This window comes from Microbulbifer maximicatervae (SeqCode) (assembly GCF_052468295.1).
This window is the reverse complement of record NZ_CP174340.1, coordinates 4,136,082-4,155,638: the sequence shown is the minus strand read 5'-3', so window position 1 is coordinate 4,155,638 and position 19,557 is coordinate 4,136,082. Positions and strand designations below refer to the sequence as shown.

Sequence of the window (19,557 nt, the reverse complement as noted above, 5' to 3'; positions counted from 1 at the left end):
ATAATCAGTACACCCTGGTAATATAAACTGCATGAAATACGATGCCAGAAAACTTAGTACTGAGGAGCAGCACCTCATACGTAAAATTGCTGTTCAGCGAGTATTTGATGGAGAATCTGCGGCGGAGGTTAGTCGTAGCTTAGGGCTGGGGAGCAGAACTATTTTCCCATGGTTAAGGACTGCTCGGGAGAAAGGTATTGAAGCGCTATCTCCAAAAATTAGACCTGGACGCGGTAGAAAACTGTCAGCTATTGAAGAAGAGGAAGTCAAACGATGGATTATTGGTGGCGATCCAAGGCAATATGGCTTTGATTTCGGATTGTGGACACGTCAGATCGTATCGGATTTGATTTTTGAGAGATTCAAAATTGAACTTAGCGTTTCTAGTGTCGGCACACTTCTACATCGACTGGGCCTGACGCCACAAAAGCCTCTACGAAGAGCTTACGAGAGAGATGAGAAGGCGGTGAATAAATGGGTAAAGGAAGTCTATCCAAAGATTAAATCTTATGCGAAAAAAACTGGTGCAGAAATATTTTGGCTGGACGAGGCTAGTATCAGATCAGACGATCCACTCCAAAGGACATGGGGAGAAAAAGGAAAAACTCCAGTGGTAAAAACGAGTGGTCAAAGACAGTCAATCAATGCGATCTCAGCTTTATCGAATAGAGGTGGCTTCTGGTATCATATTTATAGTGGAAAGTTCACGGCAGAAAAGTGCGTAGAATGCTTCAAAAATTTCCAGAGAAGTCAGAAAAGACCAGTGATTCTCATTGTTGATGGGCACCCAGTACACAAATCGAAAAAGGTATTGGAGTATGTCGATTCACAGGATGGAAAGCTTGAAATGGTGTTCTTACCGCCATATGCACCAAACCTAAATCCAGATGAGTTGGTCTGGAATCATATGAGAAATATAGGGACTTCAAAGAGGCCGCTGAAAAAAGGTGAGACACTACTGAGTCGTGCAAATGCAGATTTGCAGAGCATCAAGAAAAATAGAAAACTTGTGAAATCATTTTTTCAAGAGTCGACTGTATTCTTTGCTGCTGCCTAGGTAGTATTTGTTCAATGGTATCGCCCTCGCTAAAGTCTTTCGTGCCCGAATGCTTGAAGCCTTGCAAGCAGCGGGATTGCAGGTCCCCCACTCACCAGAGAAGTGGATTGTACAGTGTCAGTCTGCTGGTAGCGGGCAATCCGCACTTAAGTATCTATCCAAATACCTCTACCGTGGAGTGATTAGTGAGAAGCAAATACTGAATAACAAAAACGGAAAGGTAACCTTCCGCTATATTGAAAGTAAAAGCGGGGAAAGTAAAATCCGGACACTGCCAGGCGCTGATTTTTTGTGGCTGCTACTACAGCATGTACTCCCGAAGGGCTTTCGGCGAGTACGTGATTACGGCTTTCCGCATAGTAATGCCAAACGATTATTGCAGCTTGTACAGCTGACCCTCAAAGTTATTCTTGAAACGCTCAAACCAAGAAGTCGACCGCCAATGCGTTACCCTAAGTGCAGTGCCCCCATGCAGTTTGTACAAGTCTTTAGCCCGGGCTGACTCTCGGGCTGATGAGCAATCTCTTAGTAAAATATTGCCACTTACCAACAAGGAGGGAATAAGAGCTCAGTAGAAAACACTACATCCATTGGCACCAGAGAAGCCAAGGCTAGCGATCGTCTTTAAAAAATTGAACGATAAGAAACTCCAAAATATTCCACACTCCCAAAAAGATATTTTCTTATAAAGAGCGAGTCAGTCGCTACGGGCTTGTCCAACAACTGGATAAGATCGCGGCTACGCGCGATCTATCCTTATTCGTTATACGCAAATCACATTACAAACAATCTTGGACATACATTTTGCTGTAAGGGCAAAGAAATTCAGCAGGTACAACATAGCTATTTTCTAAATATTCTTCTAAAGATGGCACATACATTTCATAGTAAGCATCGAAAGCAATATCGTATGTATTAAATTTCTTATTCACGAATCTATCATACACTTCTTTGAAAAATACAATTTCATCTTGGGTTGCAACGCCAGGGTTTGGAGATAACGCGCTATAGCCACTTCCTTTCCAAAAAAGAAGTAACCCTGTACCTGCATCACAATGTGGGTGGTTTAAAATCGCATAAAGGCTTTCTACCCCTTCATCATCCCAGTTATAGTGATCAGCAACTACATGCAATTCCTCTTTGCTCTGCAAGCATTCGATAGTGACCATTTCATCATCAGATATATCAAATTGATCTGCCATAAACCTAACGGTTTCATAGTCTTCTCCATGCTTCAAACAAATATTACTCCAAGCTTCTTTACTAGGAATAAAACCACATTCAAAACATATAGATGCGCGTTTTTTCTGCTCTTTAGTCAACCTTTTTGCCATTTATTCCTCCGGACTAGACATTGGCGTATAACGCCTTGTGAATGGGCGAAGTGCGCAACACTTTGTCCCAATTGCGCAACTTGTTAAATGGCTTGTATTTGCAGATGGCATAATGCTACCTATTGGTTTCCACTTGATTTTTTAGTCCAGTGATAAAGCTAGTGACCGAACCGCCCCAGTAGCACTTATTGCAACGGCCTGCCTCCATTTCGTGATGGCAGTTTTCATGGCCATATAAGTAGTGTGAACATTCTGGGCACATGCTGCTCATTTCTGAGGATGAAGCGAAATACTCGCTACCGCACTCATCACATTGTTTTATTTCTCTTGGCTCATTCATGGTTGCCATTTAACGCTTAGATAACCTGCACTGCAGGCGGTAAAAAAAATGACCTGGCATTGAATTTAGGCCGAACTAAAGAGGCCCATTCCTGCAGTGTCTGGTTCATCGCCATGTTGTACATTCCCGCCGGCACTATCTTGCCGAGCCGCCCCCTTTATAAAGGAAATTCCTTTTTTCGCCTTAGACCACACTCTGCCAGTCAACTTTGTAGATTCATGGCACTGCCCACACTCTACCATCAGATCTTGGATTTGCAATCCAGCTGGGAGTCGTTGATCTTTCATTAAACCCACTTGATTACTACATAGATCGTGCTTTTTCTTATTGCACCCAGCATATAATCCATAACTCCGTACCATGTGTTTTCCTATTGGAGGTATGTGCTGCAAGACACGTCTTAAGAACTCCTGAGGCTTTAACCGAAGTTGCTTACGTCGCTGGTCACGGTGATCAAAATAACGAAAATCCAGCCCCTTATGATCCACGTTTAATATCTGCTTTGGCTTAAGCGGGCCACCTTTGATGTAGCGTGAAAAATACAGCAGGACGCCTTGACCATGCTCATATCGTTCTTGAATACGAACCGACCATTCCTTGCGATAGCAAGCTTTAAAGAGGATATCAAACTGGCCAATTGACCAACTGGGAGGAAGCTTGAGTAACCCGGCACGATACTGTTCTAATAAAAGCGCTTGAAATTTTCCCCTATAAAGACTCTTAACCACTCGCACAGGCAATAAATATTCACCTGTTTCTTTCCACTTTTCCCTTAAAGTCACCTAATTACCACTTATGCTAAGCCAATTTTTAGCAACCTTTCTGGCATCGGTGGTGTCCGAAGAGAGACGTAAATCAATCTTGGAATGAGTGCCGACAAATCAAACCTCCGATTAAAGCGATATTGAAATTCTGCCAAATAGCGCTGTGCATATTTCGGCCTAATAGCATGGTAAGTGCTACGTAGCGCACTCTTTAAATTACCAAGTACTGTATTTACCCAATAGAACTCAGGCTCTTCAACAGAAGCTCGGCCACCACCACAAACAATTTTGTCATGTACACAACCGGCCTCCTTAATGGCATTGAAGCATGGAAGACCATCTGAGATGACTGTGCTGCCACTGCAAAGGTACTTTTTACTCCAGGTTGAAATTTCACTGCTTTTGAAGCCCTTGATAATTGAGAGCTTAATACGGGTTGGGCGTCCCTCCTTGGTTGTTTCAACGGCCGCCACAAAGGGAGTTTTACCCTTGGCTCCGCGCCCGGGCTTGCATCCAGTACGCTCACCACCGAGATAGGCATCATCTAGTTCAATAAAACCGGACAGTTTGTATCGTTGGTCTCGCTCCATCATCACTTGCATGAGTTTCTGCTTCATACGCCATGCTGCGTTGTAAGAGATACCTAGATGTCGAGATAGCTCCATAGAGGAAATGCCCTTCTTATCCTGAGTAATCAGGAAAATACCGAGAAACCAGGTGGTGAGGGGGAGCTTCGTGGAGTCAAAAATTGTACGAGAGGTAATCGATGTCTGACGCCGACAATGGTTACATTGCTTAAGCTTGCGATAAGCGAGGTCGCAATGCTTGTCATGCCCGCAGTGAGGACAACTAAAGCCATTGGGCCAACGCCACTGCGACAGTGCATCGAAGCACTGTTCCTCGCTGCCGTACATTTTGAGGAATTGGGTCAAACTAATACCCTTCTGAAACTGTACCTTGTTGCGAGCCATGGCGTATTCCCTTGCAGATCAACGAGATAGCTGTATTTATATACAGTTACGCATAACTTAGCAAGAGTGGTAATTAGGTAAAGTCAAGCCGCCAGCAGTTATCAAACAGTGTATATGGGGATGTAAAGTTAACTGTCTTCCCCAAGTATGCAGAGCCATAAGCATCCCGGGAGTTACTCCGTGATAGTCTTTACTCGCCATTAATTCAAACAGGGTTTCTTTACTCGACAAAAAGAGTATATCTGTAAGCTTCTCTTCGTTGTATTGCCATAACGGCAGATACTCATGAGGTATAGTAAAGACCACATGAAAATGTTCTGTATCAAATAATTTACGACGCTGCTGATCAACCCACTGGAGCTTTTTTCTGCCTGAGCAGAGGGGGCAACTTCTATGCCTACAAGAATGATGCTGTTCAGTGACATGGTTGTGCTTACAACGATAATAACTGCTTCCCATCGATTTTGTACGGCATTCTTGTATCGAGGAGATAGCCTTTAAATTTTTTAGTGGTTGCGCGGTTTTAGATAAATAACCACTGTACGCAGAAAATATATTTTGCAATACCCGGTTATGCATTTTCTAAAATGCCTCTTATAATTTAAAAGTGGCACCACTCCCGCGTAGCGGGTTTGTACAACATTTATATAGTAATCATTCTGACCACTTTTATCATGATTGCTATTTTGGGATCAATTTTCCCGATATAACGGAAATTTTAAATGAAAATCATAGGGTTAGATGTATTTGGTACTAAGGTGCAAACTACAAAAATGATCACTTTGACTACTATCCCGGTTTTTAACTCAACTTATAACTGACTGATTTGTATAGTACTTTTACACATTCTATGTAAAGCTCAAAAATAACGGTCAAAATGATCATAATTACCTGAGCTGGCACTCACTAACTTGTCAGAATTATCGAGAATTTAGAAGTGTGATGAGGCCAAGGCTTCAGGATTGAGTGTTGTGAAGGGTTAGATGTTTTTTTGGTTTAAGTGTACTAATTGAGTATCACGCATATTTAGTAGTTATTTGTGTTTTTCTTTGGGTGGGGGATATTCTGCTATGCCATTGACACGCTTAAAAATAAAGTGAGCTTGCCATTTCTGAAAAAGCAGCTTAAGGATTAGGAAACATTGAGAAGCTATTTGGTGAATCAGAATAATGTTGAGCGATATAGCTCTTCATTAGTCGCTTGGGCAAATAGCCCGCTGTTATGAGGGACCAACAGTTTGGTTGTTAGATATTGAATTCAGGCTTTATAAAATCGGGTAAATTTAGGGAACCTCTGAATAATTCCAGGTTAATTTGGTAGTATTCATTTATCCGTCAAGACTACGTTAGATCATGCACCAAGTTACCTTTGCCGAAGCAGAATACAATCTAAAGCGCCGCAAAACTCGCCGAGAGAAGTTTCTTTCTCAGATGGATACTCTCATTCCATGGCTGCGGCTAGAGACTCGAATTGAACCTTATTATCCACAAGGTAAGCGTGGCCGATAGCCATATCTTTTGAGCATCATGCTGCGTATTCATTGTATGCAGTTGTTTTACAATCTCAGTGATCCTGCTATGGAGGATGCGCTCTATGAAATTGAGTCTATGCGCAATTTCGCCGGATTGACTTTGGCTGGTCCAATTCCCGACGAAACGACGATCCTCAACTTTCGCCATTTATTAGAGACGAATTATCTGAGTAAGGTTCTATTCGAGGAAATCAATAAATATCTTGCTGAGAATGGTATGGTACTGCGTGAAAGTACTATTGTAGATGCCACTATTATTTCCGCTCCAACTTCAACTAAGAATAAAAAGAAAGAGCGTGATCCAGAAATGCATCAAACAAAGAAAGGCAATCAGTGGCACTTTGGAATGAAGATGCATGTCGGAGTTGATGATGTGCTCGGAGTAATACATAGCGTAGATACAACAGCAGCGAATTCGCACGATGTCACAGCCACAGAGCGAGTCCTCCACGGGGAGGAAGGAAGAGTCTGGGGTGACTCTGGGTATATTGGTGCGGAGAAGCGTGAAGAGTTGAAGGAACGGGAGGTGGATTGGTACATAGCAATGAAGCCGAGCAAGCTAAAAACTCCTCCAGGGCGTGACGCACTCCGTAAGGCGGAAAAGATCAAGGCACAGATAAGAGCGAAGGTTGAGCACCCCTTTCGCTACATTAAACGGGTATTTGGTTATGGCAAGGTCCGCTATCGGGGACTGTTAAAAAATACTGAGCGGCTGTGCTTGCTAGCAGGCTTTACCAACTTACTAATAGGGAGAAAATACTTGGCCACCTAGGGGTGGTGCGTCTGAAATCCCCCTACCGGGGATTTCAGGTGAAAAATTAGGGAGCTATTGCGCGAAAATTAAGCGTTTTTGCGTAGAAAAGTGAATTTTTTAAATAATTCAGCTTAATTCTAGATAAATGCTTCATTGACCAGAGGTTCCTTAGATTAAAATACCTCATCATTTATGGCTGCAAAGACACCTTCAATCCTGCCTCATTAAGAAACTCTTTTACCGTACTTTCAATTTGCTCGGGGCAATTCATCTGCAAAACCTGTTGCAGGAGCAGCTCAATATCAGCTCGGCTAACGGCGCGTAGCGTAGCTTTTATTCGCGGTAAGTTAGTGGCGTTCATCGATAGCATATCGTAGCCCATGGCTACTAATAACAATGCACCGCTAGGTTCTCCTGCTAGTTCTCCGCAAATCCCAACTTTGGTGCCAACGGCATGGGCTGCCGTTACGATTTCCTGTAAAGCGCGCAATACTGCTGGGTGCAGGGCGTGGTAAATATTGGCTACGCGGCTGTTATTGCGATCTACCGCCAGGAGATATTGAGTGAGGTCATTACTGCCTACTGATATAAAATCTGCATGTACGGCGAGTTCTCGCACTTGGTAGACGGCAGAGGGCACCTCTACCATTACCCCGAGTGGGGGCATAACGATTTCGTAACCTTCCTCAAGCAGCTCCCGGTAGGCTCTTTCCACCAGTTTGCGCGCGGCTTCGAGCTCGTTCAGGCCGCTGATCATGGGGAGCATAATCCGCAGGTTATTTAGTCCCAGGCTGGCTTTCATCATGGCGCGTACTTGCGCCAGGAATATTTCCGGGTGGTCGAGAGTTACGCGAATGCCGCGCCACCCCAGAAAGGGATTGGTTTCCTCGATAGGGAAATAGGCCAACGCTTTATCGCCACCGATATCCAAGGTACGCATGGTGACGGGTAGGGGGGCAAAGGCTTCCAGTTGCTCCCGGTAAATTTCCCGCTGCTCTTCCTCGGAGGGGAATCGGTCTCGCAATAGGAAAGGTACTTCGGTGCGGAAAAGTCCTACTCCTTCAGCGCCGCGTTCCAGGGAGCGAACAACATCGGCCATCAGCCCAGTATTTACCATCAGGCGAATGCGATGGCCATCGGAGGTGATTGCCGGGAGTTGAGCCAGGTGGTCCAGGTTGCGGGCCAGTTGCTGCTCTTCTGCAACAATATCGTCGTAGCGGCGCTTGAGTTCTGCGCCGGGGTGAATATGCAAATCGCCCCGGTAGCCATCCACCACCATATCGACACCGTCGATGGTTTCGTAGGGTAGGTCCTGGACTCCCATTACTGCGGGCAGTCCCATGGCTCGGGCAATAATAGCCACATGGCTGTTAGAGGAGCCTTTAACCGATACGGCTCCGATCAGCTTTTCCCTGGGCACTTCTGCCAATACCGCTGCGGTTAGCTCTTCGCCGATCAGGATGGTGTTATCGGGGAAGTCCCGGTCGCTCTGCTGCTGTTGCCGCAGGTGCATTAGCACTCGGGCGCCCAGGTCGCGAACATCGGCGGCCCTATCGCGAAAGTAGGAGTCGGACATGGCTTCAAAGCGCCGCACATGTTCCAACATAACTTCAGCCCAGGCCCGCTGGGCACTGAGCTGCTGTTGGATGCGATCGCATACCTCGACGGCGAGGGAGCTGTCATCCAACATGCTGATGTAGGCATCGAATAGCGCCCGTTCCTCGGGGCTGAGGTCGCTCTTCAGGCGCTCACCGACTTCGCGAATTTCTTCTTGGGCGGCTGTCAGGGCCTGTTGAAACAGGGCCAGTTCAGTGTCCACATCCTCGCATTCGGAGTAGGGCACTGTGCCGAGATTCGCATGCGGGGTGACAATATGTACCCGCCCGATAGCCACACCGGGGGACGCGGCAATGCCAGAGAAGTGAGTTTCCCGTTGTTGCTTGCCAATACAGGCCAGAAGACCGGTGGCCTCGGCGTGGGCGATAACGCCGGCGAGCTGCGCTGAAAGTGTGACCAGGAAAGCTTCCTCCCACTCGTCGAAGCGGCGCTTCTCTTCTTGCTGCACAACCAGGACACCCAGGACGGCGCGGTGGTGAATAATCGGTGTGCCGAGAAAGGCGCTAAAGCGCTCTTCTCCTGTGGAGGGGAAATATTGGAAGGCGGGGTGGGCTTCGGCCCTTTCCAGATTAATCGGTTCTTCGCGGGTAACTACATTGCCCACCAGACCTTCGCCCGGGGCCAGGTGGACCTGGCCAACCGCTTTGGGGTTGAGGCCATCGGTGGCCATCAGGACATAGTTGCCGTGTTGCTTATCGCGCAGGTATACGGAGCAGACGCGGGTGTGCATGATTTCCCGCACGCGATGCACAATGATTTCCAGCACCGCGGTGAGATTCCGGGCGGCATTTACTTCCTGAACGATACTGCGCAGAGATCCGAGCAATGGCCTGTCCTCGCCAATCAACGGAGAAATTCGATGGCCCCGGAAAGTAGAAGTTCGATGCTGATCGGGGCCATTTTGTGAAGATACGCTGCTAACTACCCTGTGCGGTCAGCTGTCCTGTCCGCGCAGCCAGCGTCTCTCCAACTGTATTTGTTGTGGGGCCAGCTCGGTCAGTGCGCGCCGGTATACTTCACGCTTAAAGGTCACCACTTTACTCAGTGGGTGCCAGTAGCTTACCCAGCGCCAGTGGTCGAATTCAGGTTTGTAACCATTGTCGAAGCTGATGGAGGCCTCATCTGCCTCGAGCCTCAGCAGGTACCACTTTTGCTTTTGCCCGATGCACAGTGGTTCGGAGCGACGTCGAATCAGCCTTTGAGGCAGGCGATAGCGCAGCCAGCCTCGGGTACAGGCAATCATACTGACTTGATCGCGAGTTAGGCCTACTTCTTCGTACAGTTCCCTATATAGCGCCTGTTCAGGGGTTTCGCCCGGATTAATACCACCCTGGGGAAATTGCCAGGCGTCCTTGCCACCTACCCGCCGCGCCCACAGTGCCTGACCGCGGGCGTTGAGCACGATAATACCGACATTGGGGCGGAACCCCTCGGCATCGATATTGCTGCTCTCGCCACTCGTGCCCCGGTTCTTGTTACCGGCCGGAGCTTTATCATTGCGATTCGAATGCTTGGCGGGCTTACGGCGGTTCTTTCGTCCGGCCTGTGCCGGCTTGCCGTCGCCCAAAATACCATCCTCAATACTGTTGTGTGCGGCCGTGCGCTGCACTTACTTGTTCTGCATTGTTCCACAGCAGGGGGTTTACAGCAATTCAGTGACGCAGTCCGTGTGCTGTCGTGCGGCGCAAGGTAAAATTAGCGGCCGCGCAGGGGACGTTTCCGGCTTCCTGGCGGTCAAATGCTTATGGGGAACCTATAGTTATGGGAGAGTCGACAGTGCACTTGGCAATCTTTGATCTGGATAACACGCTGATAGGTGGTGATAGCGATCATGCCTGGGGCGAATTTCTGGTGGAGCGTGAACATGTCGACAGGACCCGTTACCGCTCGGCTAACGACCGCTTTTATCAAGATTACCAGCGCGGTGAATTGGATATTTTTGCCTACCTGGAATTTGCTTTGGAACCCCTGGCGCAGCTTTCCCGTGGCCAATTGGAAAACTTGCAGAACGAGTTTATGCAGGAAGTTATCAGTGAATTGTGGCTGCCTCGGGCTCAGGAGCTGATCGGCGAACACCGCCGCAAAGGCCACCACATCATGATTATCACTGCGACCAATCGCTTTGTGGTTGAGCCCATTGCCTCGCGCCTCGGTGTCGATACCCTGCTGGCCACTGAGCCAGAGGAGGATGAGGGGCGGTTCACCGGAAAGGTCGTTGGTGAACCCTGTTACCAGGGGGGGAAAGTTGTCCGGTTGCGACAATGGCTGGCCCACAACCCGGAATACGCCAACAGTGAAAAGTGGTTCTACAGTGACTCCATCAATGATCTGCCCTTACTGGGCGAAGTTGAGCACCCAATTGCGGTGGACCCGGATGATCGCCTGCGCGTAGAAGCTGAGGCTCGCGGCTGGCCGGTGATCAGTTTGCGGGAAGAGAGTGAGTAGGTGCTTGCCAGTATTTGTGAAATGCACAAGATGGGGAATTGAGTGAACGGATCTATTATCCAGTACCGGGCCCTGGCTGTTTTAATCGGGGCCCTGGCCGGACTTTCTGCCTGCGAACAAAAAGCGGTAGAAAAACCGCAGCAGGTATCGCAACAAAGTATTGCGCCGCAACCTGTGAATGAAAAGGCTGCGACCGAGTTATCCCTGGCAATTTGGCAGGCGGGTGAGGCCCAGGTTATCCACGCCCATGCCGCTGTTGAAACTTTGCAGCGTGAAGTGGATGGCCTTCTGGCTCAGCCGAGTGAAAATAAGCTGGAAAATGCCAGGCTCGCCTGGCTGGATGCCCATAGGGAATTTGCCGCTGCACTGCCTTATATAAAGTTGGCTTTTTCTTCGGGAGAGTTGCGCAGCCAGGGTAGAAAATTACTGTTATCAGTAGATAGTTGGCCGGCCCAGGCGGGCTACCTGGATACAGTGCCGGGTTATTCTGAGAGCGGTATCGTTAACGATACGGCCATTGATCTGACCTTAACGAACCTGCGTAAGCAGCACCGCCTGACGGCACATGAAGAGGCCAGCACCGGTTTTCACGCTTTGGAAATCATGCTCTGGGGGCCCACCAGCGAGCGGGTTGCGGAGCAGTTTTTGGCTAAGTCCGATGGGGAAAAACCCGAGGCCCTGGCCGTCAATCGGCGCCGTGAACTAACTCGCTTGATCGTCAAAGGTGTGGAAGAGGATATGGCAGGCTTGGCCCGTCGTTGGCCGACGGCGGCCAACAGCCTTTCGCGGCCCTATCTATCCCTTGGGCCGGTTGCCCGATTGCAACAAATCCGTGCAGCGCATACCCGAGTGATTGATGAGCAGCTGTTGCGCAGGTTGCCGGAGAGTTCCGAGAGCGATGTGGAAAGTAGCCGCGCTGCGGATTCAAAGCAGTCAATTTTGGCGATTATGGCAACTCTCCAGTCAAACTGGATTCCCACTGGTGGGGGCGGCTTGGCGGTGCTGTTGCTGGATCGACACCAGGTAACGGCTTTAGAGCAGGCTTTTGTGGATTTCGAGAGTTTGTTGTTGCGAATGGAAGACCCGATTGAGCTGGCGGAGTTGACCCAGTTGGCCCAGGCACGCAAACTTCTGGAGCGTATCGCCGGGTTGATGGCAGGTACTACCCAAGTGCCCGTATCCGATCAGGATGTGATGCCGGTTAGCTTACCGGTTGATGGTGAATAAACCTTGCTCTCACAGGCATAACAAAAAACCCGGCGACTGCCGGGTTTTTTGTATCTATTGGGTGGGGATTACCAGCGACGTACAGGGCCAGTATCCACGTGTACGAAGTTACTCTTCGGGTAGTATCCGACACCGCCAGCTTTCAGGTCGAGAGCTGCCTGGCGCAACTTCGACAGGGACACTCCCGGCATACGGATATCCAAGGCCATACCACGTGTGTGGTAACTGCGTTTCGCTACGCCTCGGCCAGCTGCACGCAGCTTGGCATTGGTTTTAGGTGAACGGTATCCAGAGATAATCTCAATGGTGCCGTTGTAATTGAACTTCTCCTTCAGCTTGTAGACGATATCCAGAAGCTTGGGGTCCATTCGGGTCACTTCGTTGGCGCGGTGGTCACGAAGCAATTTGTTGAACTGCTTCAGGCCTCCGCTGCTGTAATCTCCGTTAGTCCAGTAGGCGGCCTCCAGCTTCTCCCCGGTGTGCAGGTTGCGCATTTTCAGGGTGCGGGAGCTACCTACTTTTGCGAAAGTCGGTCCGGCGCTGACGGCCGCCGCAGTTGCGCAGGTCACTGCCAGGAATCGACGTCTGGATGGATTCTTCATAATTCCGCCTCGTCGTTAAATCTCTCGTCGGTTTGCCTGAGTTGGCGCAACCGGGTACGGCGGAAAATGTACAAAAAATAACCAGTTGTTACAAACCTGAAGCTGCTAATTAGGAAATAATTAGATGGCCTGGGTGGTATATTTTTTCTTTTCTGCTGCCTGAAACCGGAATTTTTATTGCTGATCAGTCGATAGTGCTAAATAGGTTGGAGACAGCGTTGTCATTGCACGCTAATCACTAAAAAATTATTTTTCTGCGACTTATAAGTTTTATCGGGCGGTTTCGTCAGTGTACTTGGGAGCTATCCGATCACCTCTTCGGTCATGAGCTCGATAGCCTTCTTTATTAGTGGCTGGTTTATCTATCTATATAGAAAGACAGTTCAGCTCTATCGAGTACACAATTATTTGTATGCACATGTATATACAAGATGTGTAGATGCACCAGTGTAGTATTTCTATGGATACCCAACCGTTTAAGTTGGCTAGCATAGCCCGGTCTGTCCCCTAAGGATTTCCAAAGCCAGTCGAATCATCAGTCCAAAACTAATGATCACTTTGCATAGCTGGCCACCGTTATGGATTGTGCACCTTGGTAAGGTTGTGTTTACAAATGTGAAGTTGCCTGAGATCAAAACCAAATAATGCTAGCTTGGTTCTTTTACTTTTTCACTTGCGGTAAAACACTATGGCTAGCATATCTGGGGCCGGGTCTCGGCTGCCCTATATTTCTTTGGTCGCATTGATCTCGGCTTCCTTGAGCCTGATGGCAGCGGCACATGCTGAAAAGAAAATAGACTCTATTAGTTACCCGATAGTAGATACGGCACAGGTCCAATTTTTTGATGATAAGGATGTCATTCCCAAGCCAAAGCCCGGTGATGATTTCTTTGGTCAGGATGCCCAGTATTCTTTCAATAAGATGAATTACTCCCTGGCTAAAGATGGTCTTACTGTGGTTGATAATGTCACCGGTTTGATGTGGACCCAGAGCCCGGATTTAAATAGGGATGGTGAAGTTACCCCTGATGATAAGATCGCTTTCCGCGATGTTGGGGAATATGTTGAAAAATTGAATCAAGCGCGTTTTGGTGGCTATTCTGATTGGCGTCTTCCGACGATAAAACAACTATATTCCCTGATGAACTTCAGCGGTATTGACCCTGCCGGTCCAAGTGAGAGTAATGCTAAGCCCTTTATTGATACCCGGTATTTTGCATTCGCCTATGGTGATGAAGAGAGGGGCGAACGCACTATCGATGCTCAATTCTGGTCCAGTAATATTTACACGGGTGATGTATTCAGAGGATCACTTGCAGTATTCGGCCTGAATTTAGCAGATGGCAGAATCAAAGCTTATGCAATTCCTGGTGGTGGTCCGAGAAACTATGCTTACTTTGTGCGCGGCAACCAGGCTTATGGCAAGAATAAGTTTGTCGATAATAAAGATGGCACCGTTTCCGATCTGGCAACGGGTTTAATGTGGATGAAATCTGATAGCCGGAAAGGAATGAACTGGCAGGAGGCCTTAGCCTGGGCAGAGGAGAAAAATGCACAAAATTTCCTAGGCCATAGCGACTGGCGCCTGCCTAATGCAAAAGAGCTACAGAGTATCGTTGATTACCAACGTTCTCCAAATAAAACGACTTCTGCGTCTATTGATTCTATTTTCGAAATCAGCACTATCAAGAATGAAGGTAAGGAAAAAGATTTTCCCTGGTTTTGGACTAGTACAACCCATGTGAATAGTAGAAAAGCAGGAGCCTCTGCAAACTACATTAGTTTCGGTCGAGCTATGGGGTATATGGCGGAGAAATGGGTAGATCTGCATGGAGCTGGGGCTCAACGAAGTGATCCAAAATCTGGACAATTGGATGAGGTCGCTGTTTATAAGGATGGGGGATATCACATAAAAGGTTTAGGTAGGCCGCAATCTGATGGTGATGGCCCTCAACGGCGCCCACCAATGCCTGAGCCCCCTTTCATGACTGATGGAAATATGCAGAGAGCTATGGGGCCTCCGCCAGGTGGGGCACCTGAGGATGCCATTAGAATTGATAACTATGTAAGACTTGTCAGGAATATCGACGGGTAGTCCGTACGGAGTTATTTATAGATAAGCTCCTTTAATTTGGATAGGGTATCTCTTTGTCACGATGATAAATATCAGGGCGGAATTGGGGGCGCCCATCCCTATCTATCCATGCTGTCATATAAACAATGTAAATACGGGGTGATCCCTTAACCTTTACATTCAGGGCATCGTGCCCATTGGCTGCCTGCGCTACCCGGGTTCTGTCCCACCCCTGGTCACGGAGAAGAAAATAAGCTAATTCTTCTGGTGCTTGTAGCCTTACACATCCGTGACTTAATGCCCGCTGGCGAAGTTTAAACAGGCTTTGAGCTTGGGTGTCATGGAGAAAAATAGCCTGCTTATTGGGGATAACAAATTTCACTTTCCCCAGGGTATTTTCAGGGCCACTCAATTGCCTCAAAGTAGCATGCCCCCCGGCTGCCTTGGCAATAGTCTCCTCTGTAATAGGGGACGATTTACCGCTGCGATATTGCACTACTCGATAACCTCGCTTGTGCATGGCTGTTGGGTTGTGTCGTGCCTTGGGCAAAAGCTCGGTAACAAGAATACTTCGGGGGACTGTCCAGGTTGGACTGAAAACAATATTGGTTATCCGCGTGCGCATATCCGGTGTGCGCGTACTGCTTTTTCCCACCACTGTTTTCATATCGAGAGCAACCGAACCATCTTCGATAAGCTGTAAGCGATAGTCGGGCACATTGACGATTACGTAGCGATCATCCTCCGGGAGCTTTAGTTTCTCCCATCGGGATGCATTCAATTCCATTTGCTGAGCGCGTTCCACTGGCGATACGGCCAAGGCTGAAAGTGTGTCTTCATCGGCGATGCCGGTAATGTTCAATCCGTGACGTTCCTGAAAGCGCTCCACTGCAGCTTGGAGCGCACTGTCAAATCTTCGAGGGTCTTTTTGTGGGGCGGAAAGCGGCCCGGGTTGACCGTGATGATCCTTATACATTGCCAGCAAGTTACGTAGTTGCAGGACTCGAGGGCCTTTGTCTCCGGGCTGTAAAGTTTTTCCCTGGGCAATAGGTCGCCAGTTCTTCGCTAACACTCGGTAGGCCTGAGCGGTATCGCGCAATTGCTGGGTCGAACTGATTGGCTCAATAATGACATCGGTCTGCCCAGTAAATGAAGCATTCAAAGGGCTGGCCGAGGCAATTACGAGGCTTATCAGTGCGGCGATGCCGAGCTGGAATGGGCCATTTGCCATACTGATAACTCAGTAGTCCCTATAGCTCTTAATCCGCTTCACTCCGTCACCTCCTATTACTGATCCCGGTTATAGATATCAGGCCGAAACTGAAGCTGCCCATTTTCATCGATCCAGGCAGTCCAGTAAGCGATATAAACCGGTAGGGGATTTTTAAGGGCAACGCCATGGGTGCGACCACTTCCCAGCGCGCGATTGATACGGGCATCACTCCACTTGTTTTGCTGGGCTAACATCATGCGAGCAAACTGCAATGGTTTTTCCAGGCGAATACAACCGTGGCTAAAGGCCCTTTGTGATTTTTTAAATAAATGCTTGCTATTTGTGTCGTGTAGAAAAATGGCCTGCCGATTGGGGATAACAAATTTCACTCTTCCCAAAGCATTTCCCGGCCCGCCTTTTTGTTGCAGTGAAACTTGGCCCCGACGCACTGCGGCTACATTTCCACGAGTAAATGGTACCGATCTACCCCGGTGATTCATCAGGCGATAACCTTTTGCCCTGAGGGCGGAACTGCCCTTAGGTAAAAGTTCCCGCAGCGCAATACTGGGCGGGACACGCCATACAGGATTAAATTCCAGTCGCGTCATACGGGTAGCGATTTGCGGTGTTTTGTGTTTTGGTTTTCCCACAACCACACGCATACGGAACTGCTCTTTATCGCCTTCAATTAGGCGCAAATTAAATTCCGGGACATTCACGATGATATAGCGAGGCCCTAAATCCTTGGGGAGTTGTTTCCAGCGTTCAATATTGGCTGCCAAAATTTTGGCAACTTTATCTGGCGGGGTATTGAGTCGACTCCGGGTTCCCTCATCAACCAGTGCCGTTTGCTTTAATCCGTGACGTTTCTGAAACCGTTTAACGGCCTGCTGCAATTTTTTGTCGTAGACATCTGCTTTAGAAGTATCTGCTCCGTACTCTTCGGGATGGTGATCACCATAGAGCATTAGCAGGCTTCTCAATTGCGCAACCCGGGGACTGCGACTGCCCGGTGCGATAGGTTGTCCAGCACTGAGCGGTTTCCAGTAGTTACCTTGTGCCAGGGTTTGGTAGCGTGCTAACGCTTCGCTGAGTAGGGAAAATTGCCTGCCCTGAGGTAAAAAAGGATCGCGACTGCCGATCAAGTCAGGTTCGACGGTATCTTTAGCTTCGGCGATTATTTGTGGTGAGTGAATGCCCAGCGATATTGCTATGGCAATCGAAGCGGCACTCGCCCTGAGGGAGGTTAGTTGGTTGCGTGGCAAAAAAGCGCAAAGTGAATTGTTGGCAGCACCCATAAGTCACCCCTGCAAGCACTGAGGAATCAGTGAGATTTATCACTGTGCTCACATTGATAACTTGTGACTGATAGTCTTTAAATAATTTTCAGGAATGGTGCTGCTTAAGAAAGGCTAATTAATGGAATAACACGCTCAATAATTCCCTGGTTATAACCGGGGCGACATATAGCCGCCCCGGTTTCTTTTAAAATTGATTATCGGTCAGTCCATCTTTGCCATAAATATCCGGGCGGAAGTTCAGGTTGCCCTGACCATCGACCCAGGCAGTCCAGTAGGTGATATAAACCTTTACCAGTTGGGACATATCCACTTCCGTGGTTTCCTCTCCTGTGGTCAATTGATCGATACGCCACTGATCCCAATCCCCCTGGGGACGAAGCAGGGCTTCGGCCAAGTGGCGGGGTTTTTCCAGGCGGATACAGCCATGGCTATAGCCTCGTGTGGTCAGGGAAAAAAGTTTGCGTGCGCGCGTATCGTGTAGGTACACGTCGTGAATATTGGGGATTTCAAATTTGACACGTCCCAATATGTTTTCCTCACCACCCATTTGGCGCATCAGGTAGGAACCCGCACCTGCTGCAGATAGGTTTTGCGGGGTCAGGGGCAGTTTTTCACCCCTACCGCTAATCACCCGATACCCCATTTTTTCCATACCCGCAGGGTTTTTACGAGCTTTGGGGAGTATCTCATTTACCAGGATACTGCGCGGTACTGTCCAAGTGGGGTTAAAGACTACCTTGCTGACGCGGGTGGTTATTTCAGGCGTTGCGTGTTTTTTCTTACCGACGACCACATTCATCGCCAGTTTGACCTGATCGTTTTCCACGTATTTGAGACGATACGCGGGAATATTGACCTGGATAAAACGGCTGCCCAATTGTTCCGGCAACTCTTCGCGGCGCTTGATATTCATTTCCACAATGCGGGCGCGTGCAGCTGGGGATAAGTTCAGGCGCTTGCGAGTTGAGCGACCGACAATACCATCTGCTCTCAGGCCGTGACGCTTCTGGAAGCGCACCACCGCTTGGTGAAGGCCCCGATCGAAGCGATTGCGATCAGTGCCGCCGTAGCTGTAGTAAGACTGGTAATCACCGTATAGGGAGAGCAGGTTGCGCAGGAGGCCCACATGTGGGTGGCGTGCACCCATGGTCATGGCAGGGCCCGCCGGGATCGGACGCCAGCGACCGCTGGAGGAAATCTTGCGCAGCCGTTGCAGCTCACCGCGCAGCGCCCTTACATCGTTGCCATAGGGCCGGTTTTCCTCGTAGTAAGGCCCCTCACTGTTTTCAGATCTCACCGGTGGGGCGGCAGTATTTGACCGCCCCTGGTTGTAATAAACGCGACTGCCGGAACCCGAGCCACTATTGTTGTCCCGGTAGGAACGGTATCGACTGCGCTCATAGGTGCGAGTGCTACCGGAATAATTGCGTCCTGAGTAATTGCCGGAAGTATCCGCATTGTATTCCCGCGAGTAATAGCGGCTGCGTACATTGCTGCCGAGATTGGCTGCGCGATCATATCCGCGGAAGTACTTGCGCCCGCTGGGTTCACTGGAAGCCTGCTGTTGAGCTGTGCTGGTCGCAACCAGGCGGAAACCTTCACTATCCCGCAGAACCGGTGTGACACCCCGGCGCGGGCGGGTTTTGGGCTTTAGCCTGTCCAGCTGGGTATCTTGCGCGTAGGACACAAAGGCATCGGTCAGTAAGATATCCAATACGGCTGCCATCTGAAGCCGTTGTGGGGTATCGCGGAGGGTGCGATCGAAGTACCCCAGGTGGTAGCGGTAGTCGACCATGCTGCTCGGATTGCCGGAGCTGGCAGCTGTGAGTTGTTTCAGCAGGTCATTGGCACTATCACTTAGGCTGTAGTTATCGAACCAAAGCAAGCGGTAATCCGTGCGCTGGTAGATCTTGCGCACAGCGGCGGGGTTAAAAATGGGGTCCTGGGCTGGCCAGGCATCAGGGTTTTCCTCCAGCCAGTGCACTAAATGAGGGCGAACAGCGTTCTCCGGTAAAACGGGTACGGTCTTCTGGTTTGCTGCGAAAGCATAATAAAGAATGAAGACACAGAGGCTACCCAGTGTCAGCAGTGGAAGTACAGATTTGCGTCTACGATGCTCGGGGTTGAAATACGACATGGTACCTCAGCGATTCTGCGGGGGCCCGGTGCGATATTTTGGAAAATGCCGGGCGCCAGATCGTTCATACCTTCCCAACCTGTGGCGAGCCCATCCAGATACTCAGGGATATTATCGGTGACTCGCACGTGTCATGCGTCCCGCGCGACTTCCTTTTATTAAGACTGATGTCGGTGTCCTGCTTGCGCGA

The 19,557-nt window shown here is 49.0% G+C and carries 14 protein-coding genes and 2 pseudogenes; 6 read left to right on the top strand and 10 right to left on the bottom strand.

The genetic code is table 11. The features are described 5' to 3' along the window. The first annotated feature begins 31 nt into the window (after positions 1 to 31). Positions 32 to 1,057 carry an IS630 family transposase gene (locus ACJJIQ_RS18365; protein ID WP_445362554.1) on the top strand — a complete coding sequence of 342 codons (1,026 nt, stop codon included), beginning with the start codon at positions 32 to 34 and terminating at the stop codon, positions 1,055 to 1,057. 4 nt (positions 1,058 to 1,061) lie between these two features. Then, a pseudogene (locus ACJJIQ_RS18360) lies at positions 1,062 to 1,559 on the top strand (IS91 family transposase); the annotation flags it as partial. 277 nt (positions 1,560 to 1,836) lie between these two features. On the opposite strand, the gene ACJJIQ_RS18355 reads toward ACJJIQ_RS18360, so the two are convergent. The 4 genes from ACJJIQ_RS18355 to ACJJIQ_RS18340 all read right to left on the bottom strand — a co-directional run bounded on the left by ACJJIQ_RS18355 (position 1,837) and on the right by ACJJIQ_RS18340 (position 5,045). Continuing rightward, positions 1,837 to 2,391, bottom strand: a complete 555-nt coding sequence (locus ACJJIQ_RS18355) for a DUF4274 domain-containing protein (protein WP_445362671.1) — start codon at positions 2,389 to 2,391, stop codon at positions 1,837 to 1,839. 405 nt (positions 2,392 to 2,796) lie between these two features. Beyond that, positions 2,797 to 3,513, bottom strand: coding sequence for an IS91 family transposase (locus ACJJIQ_RS18350; RefSeq protein ID WP_445362670.1), 717 nt, complete (start codon positions 3,511 to 3,513; stop codon positions 2,797 to 2,799). Positions 3,514 to 3,524: 11 nt separating this feature from the next. Beyond that, positions 3,525 to 4,466 (bottom strand): IS1595 family transposase, encoded by a 942-nt coding sequence (locus tag ACJJIQ_RS18345; protein ID WP_445362153.1) that lies wholly within the window; start codon positions 4,464 to 4,466, stop codon positions 3,525 to 3,527. A gap of 57 nt (positions 4,467 to 4,523) precedes the next feature. Continuing rightward, on the bottom strand, positions 4,524 to 5,045 hold the full coding sequence (locus ACJJIQ_RS18340; RefSeq protein ID WP_445362669.1) for an IS91 family transposase: 522 nt from the start codon (positions 5,043 to 5,045) through the stop codon (positions 4,524 to 4,526). A 773-nt stretch (positions 5,046 to 5,818) separates the two neighbouring features. Here ACJJIQ_RS18340 and ACJJIQ_RS18335 point away from each other — a divergent pair. Then, a pseudogene (locus ACJJIQ_RS18335) lies at positions 5,819 to 6,769 on the top strand (IS5 family transposase). 172 nt (positions 6,770 to 6,941) lie between these two features. Here the strand turns inward: ACJJIQ_RS18335 and ptsP are convergent. Further along, entirely contained in the window at positions 6,942 to 9,194 is a 2,253-nt protein-coding gene (gene ptsP, locus ACJJIQ_RS18330) for a phosphoenolpyruvate--protein phosphotransferase (RefSeq protein ID WP_445362668.1), read from the bottom strand. Between the two features lie 108 nt (positions 9,195 to 9,302). Beyond that, entirely contained in the window at positions 9,303 to 9,809 is a 507-nt protein-coding gene (locus ACJJIQ_RS18325) for an RNA pyrophosphohydrolase (protein WP_445364830.1), read from the bottom strand. Between the two features lie 335 nt (positions 9,810 to 10,144). Between ACJJIQ_RS18325 and ACJJIQ_RS18320 the strand changes: the two genes are divergently transcribed. Both ACJJIQ_RS18320 and ACJJIQ_RS18315 read left to right on the top strand, forming a co-directional pair. After that, the gene (locus ACJJIQ_RS18320) at positions 10,145 to 10,813 is read left to right on the top strand and encodes a histidinol-phosphatase (protein WP_445364829.1); all 669 of its coding nucleotides are present in this window, start codon (positions 10,145 to 10,147) and stop codon (positions 10,811 to 10,813) included. Between the two features lie 42 nt (positions 10,814 to 10,855). Next, on the top strand, positions 10,856 to 12,040 hold the full coding sequence (locus tag ACJJIQ_RS18315) for an imelysin family protein (RefSeq protein WP_445362667.1): 1,185 nt from the start codon (positions 10,856 to 10,858) through the stop codon (positions 12,038 to 12,040). Between the two features lie 68 nt (positions 12,041 to 12,108). Here the strand turns inward: ACJJIQ_RS18315 and mepK are convergent, their stop codons facing one another. Continuing rightward, on the bottom strand, positions 12,109 to 12,642 hold the full coding sequence (gene mepK / locus ACJJIQ_RS18310; protein ID WP_445362666.1) for a peptidoglycan L,D-endopeptidase MepK: 534 nt from the start codon (positions 12,640 to 12,642) through the stop codon (positions 12,109 to 12,111). A gap of 688 nt (positions 12,643 to 13,330) precedes the next feature. Here mepK and ACJJIQ_RS18305 point away from each other — a divergent pair. Then, on the top strand, positions 13,331 to 14,737 hold the full coding sequence (locus ACJJIQ_RS18305; RefSeq protein WP_445362665.1) for an Lcl C-terminal domain-containing protein: 1,407 nt from the start codon (positions 13,331 to 13,333) through the stop codon (positions 14,735 to 14,737). Positions 14,738 to 14,768: 31 nt separating this feature from the next. On the opposite strand, the gene ACJJIQ_RS18300 is transcribed toward ACJJIQ_RS18305, so the two are convergent. From ACJJIQ_RS18300 to ACJJIQ_RS18290, 3 genes are all read right to left on the bottom strand, one after another. Next, positions 14,769 to 15,947, bottom strand: coding sequence for a L,D-transpeptidase family protein (locus ACJJIQ_RS18300; RefSeq protein WP_445362664.1), 1,179 nt, complete (start codon positions 15,945 to 15,947; stop codon positions 14,769 to 14,771). A 56-nt stretch (positions 15,948 to 16,003) separates the two neighbouring features. Continuing rightward, the gene (locus tag ACJJIQ_RS18295) at positions 16,004 to 17,227 is read right to left on the bottom strand and encodes a L,D-transpeptidase family protein (RefSeq protein ID WP_445362663.1); all 1,224 of its coding nucleotides are present in this window, start codon (positions 17,225 to 17,227) and stop codon (positions 16,004 to 16,006) included. 187 nt (positions 17,228 to 17,414) lie between these two features. Next, on the bottom strand, positions 17,415 to 19,367 hold the full coding sequence (locus tag ACJJIQ_RS18290) for a L,D-transpeptidase family protein (protein WP_444892208.1): 1,953 nt from the start codon (positions 19,365 to 19,367) through the stop codon (positions 17,415 to 17,417). Positions 19,368 to 19,557 lie beyond the last annotated feature (190 nt).